3 protein-coding genes are annotated in these 3,406 nt (G+C 57.8%); all 3 read left to right on the top strand.

The features are described from left to right. Positions 1-824 precede the first annotated feature (824 nt). On the top strand, positions 825-2,027 hold the full coding sequence (gene repA / locus EN879_RS28805) for a plasmid partitioning protein RepA (RefSeq protein WP_127224627.1): 1,203 nt from the start codon (positions 825-827) through the stop codon (positions 2,025-2,027). A gap of 77 nt (positions 2,028-2,104) precedes the next feature. After that, positions 2,105-3,070: a plasmid partitioning protein RepB gene (gene repB, locus EN879_RS28800; RefSeq protein ID WP_013525329.1), complete on the top strand. Its 966-nt coding sequence runs from the start codon at positions 2,105-2,107 to the stop codon at positions 3,068-3,070. 153 nt (positions 3,071-3,223) lie between these two features. Continuing rightward, the coding region (locus EN879_RS28795) for a helix-turn-helix domain-containing protein (protein ID WP_281034611.1) at positions 3,224-3,406 on the top strand (183 nt) is incomplete at its 3' end.

The raw sequence follows: 3,406 nt of genomic DNA, 5'->3' as shown, positions 1-3,406 counted from the left end.
CCCTCCCCTTCCCGAGATCAGCTGTTCAACGGTGTCCGCGGCAGCCTACGGCGACAGCGACCTCAAGGGCCAAGAGTGACACCATAGAGCCGGGAATGATGGTCTTGGCATCGTTGTTCCCGAGCCGACAAATTCGGTTTCTACCTCAGGCCGGATTTCATCACCAAGCGTCTGCTATCAACGCTCGGGTGGCACCCTCGTCGGTTGCGAACGCTCCCTTGGCGAGCAGATAAAGGAAGTTTCGGGCGCTCGCCCGCACCGCTCAAAACGATGGTGCGCGAACTGCGGTCTCCAGCGATCGGCTTTCAGTCGGGTAACGGTTGACCTCCGCATGCAAACGCACCTGCAGGAGGCACGCTGACCTACCCTATGTCAGCGAATATCGTTTGAGGCCGCTAGAGACGAATTGGGGTCGGTCCGAGCTTTGGACGTTTGCGTCTCGTCATGATGGAGGAGGTCGGCCATTGCTTTTGATGCCTTCGACCAAGCCTCAGCCGGCAAAGCGAGCCCGCCTACCGCCTTGAGCCGGTGGAAGCGCCCTCCCCTCCCCTAAGCCGCTCCGCTGATGGGGCGGTTTTTACTGCCGTAAAGACTGCTCTTTGTGTCAGAAAAACCAGGCGTTTAGCCAGATGAGCGGGAGAGTTCCAGTCGAACGACAACCCGCCATTATCCGACGACAGCAGGAATCGGCCGCAAGGAAGCCCGCTAGTGCTGTTAACCTTCTGTTAACCTAAAACTTCTTGCCGGGCTTTCCGAATCGGAGCTTAATGGCGCTTGTTGAATAATTTCATCGCAAAAAGCGCCAATTCAGGTTTTCGACGAGAATGAATATCGCCATGCGGCTACCGAGCTTCGAGTTCGATGAGAAAATCCTCGAGCAGGGTGCTGAGATATCACGGCGCCTTAACCAGCTTCGGATGGAGAAATTTCCCCCCGATGCGGCGAAGACGCTGCGTTCGTTTTCGATGGCAGAAGTCGCTCACTATCTTGGTGTCTCGCAGAACAATCTGAAGCGCCTTCATCTGGAGGGCAAGGGCCCCCTGCCCGAGCAGATCCCATCGGGACGCCGGTCCTACACTGCCCAGCAGATGCTTGAGCTGCGCCATTTCCTGGACCAGCATGGCAGGACCGAAGTCAAGAAGTATGTCCCGCACCGCAAGTCCGGCGACAAGCTCCAGGTCGTTGCTGTCGTCAACTTCAAGGGGGGCAGTGGCAAGACAACGACTGCCGCCCACCTCGCCCAGCATCTGGCCTTGACCGGCCACCGTGTTCTTGCAATCGATCTCGATCCTCAAGCCTCACTGTCGGCCCTGCATGGGTTCCAGCCGGAACTTGATAACAACCTCTCGCTCTATGAGGCGATTCGTTACGATGACGAACGCCGCTCGATTGCGGACGTAATCCTTCCGACGAATTTTCCAGGTCTCGATATCACCCCCGCCAATCTCGAATTGCAGGAATACGAATACGACACGCCCCTCGCCATGCAGGATAAGACGTCCAATGCCGGGCGCCAGTTCTTCACGCGCATGGCGAAGGCGTTAACGGAGGTCGACGATCGCTATGACGTTGTCGTGGTTGATTGCCCGCCCCAGCTTGGCTACCTGACGTTGACGGCCATGTCGGCGGCGACGTCGGTTCTCATTACAGTTCATCCGCAGATGCTCGACCTGATGTCTATGAGCCAGTTCCTGCTCATGCTCGGCGGCATATTGAAAACCATCAAGGCCGCCGGTGCGGCAATCGAGCTCGATTGGTTTCGATATCTGATCACACGCTACGAGCCGACGGATATCCCGCAGGCGCAGATGGTAGGCTTCATGCAGTCCATGCTTGCCGGCCAGATCCTGGAGAACCCGATGTTGAAGTCGACGGCGATTTCGGACGCGGGTCTCACCAAGCAGACGCTCTACGAGGTGGAGAAGTCGGCCTTTACCCGTTCCACCTACGACCGTGCACTGGAATCCCTCGATGCGGTCAATGCTGAAATCGCGACGCTGATCCATCGTGCGTGGGGACGGTCATGACGGCGAAGTTTACGGCAGTAAAAACTGGAAATTTTGTCTTTGAAATCAAATCGCTAACCGCGATTGGAGGCGGTTAAATGGCACGCAGGGACATTTTCGGCAGTGTGTTGGGCCCTGCGACGGCAGTGGCTGATGCGAAGGACGTATCCGGGTATGCCGTTCGCGGGGCGTCGCGCTCCATCATGCAATCCTTCGAGGAGCTCTCCAAGAGCTCGGTCGTGGATCTCGATCCGGCATTTGTGGACACCTCCTTCGTTTCGGATCGCCTGGACGAAGACGATGAGGCATATCAGGAGTTGCTTGCGGCCATTCGGGAAAGAGGACAAGATTCTCCGATCCTGGTCAGGCCTCATCCTGAGCTCTCCGGTCGCTTTCAGACCGTCTTCGGGCATCGGCGCGTCAAGGTTGCCCGCCAGCTGGGACGGCCAGTACGCGCGGTCGTCAAGAAGATGGGCGATGAGGATCATGTTATTGCCCAGGGCCAAGAGAACGCCGCAAGGGCCAATTTGTCCTTCATCGAAAGGACCCTGTTTGCCGATCGCATTCTCAAGCGCGGCCACACGCCCGACACGGTGAAGTCGGCTTTGGCGCTCGATGACACGACCTTCTCGAAGATGCGTTCTGTTACCAGCAACATTCCAGAGCCAGTCATTGTGGCCATTGGCGCCGCCAAGACTGTTGGTCGGGACAGATGGTGGCAGCTCGCCAAGCTTATGGAGCATCCGGATAGCGCGGGCAGGGCGGCCGACTATGTGGCAAGTCCAGAGTTCGCCACGTCAGGCAGTGACGCACGATTTGCGCGTCTGTTCGACTTCATGAGCGCGCCGGCAAAACGCGCGCCAGCAGCATCGAAGACACAGGAAAAGGCTTGGGCACCGCACGACAGATCCGTGCGAGCCAAGATCACCGACACAGGAAAAGTGTTTACGCTTGCCCTGAAGGCCAAGGAAGCCTCGCCGTTCGGAGCGTTCATAACCGATCGGCTGGACGAGCTTTTCGAGGCTTTTCGGCAATCGGAAACAGCCAAGAAAACAGGAGACTGAAACCGCAAAAGAAAAAGGCCCCCGAACGTCGCCGTCGCGGAAGCCCTTCTCGTCTGTAGCAAGCTGAGAATCGCACTTCCCCGAATCACTGTCAAGAGTCGTGGCGCCATTTCGGCGAGCAGATTTCTTTTGCCTGATTGAAAGGTGAGGGAAATGGAGAGTGGGTTTGCGACGACGCCCTTCGGGCGGCGGCCGATGACGCTTGCGTTGGTGAAAGCCAACACGGCGTCAAGGCAGATACCTCAGGGGTCTGTCGTCGAGAAATGGCAGGTTTATCGGTGGCTGTGCGAGGGCAAGTCGATTGTCGGCGTCGGCGATCGCGCCCTGGCGGTGCTC

Origin of the sequence: Mesorhizobium sp. M7A.F.Ca.AU.002.02.1.1 (genome assembly GCF_003998535.1) — a bacterium.
Lineage (GTDB): Bacteria > Pseudomonadota > Alphaproteobacteria > Rhizobiales > Rhizobiaceae > Mesorhizobium > Mesorhizobium ciceri.
This window is presented reverse-complemented; position numbering and strand designations above follow the sequence as displayed.

What these genes read in the sequence shown, in the direction of transcription:
- repB (WP_013525329.1), top strand. Translation starts at nt 2,105, where the DNA reads ATGGCACGCAGGGACATTTTCGGCAGTGTGTTGGGCCCTGCGACGGCA.
- repA (WP_127224627.1), top strand. Translation starts at nt 825, where the DNA reads ATGAATATCGCCATGCGGCTACCGAGCTTCGAGTTCGATGAGAAAATC.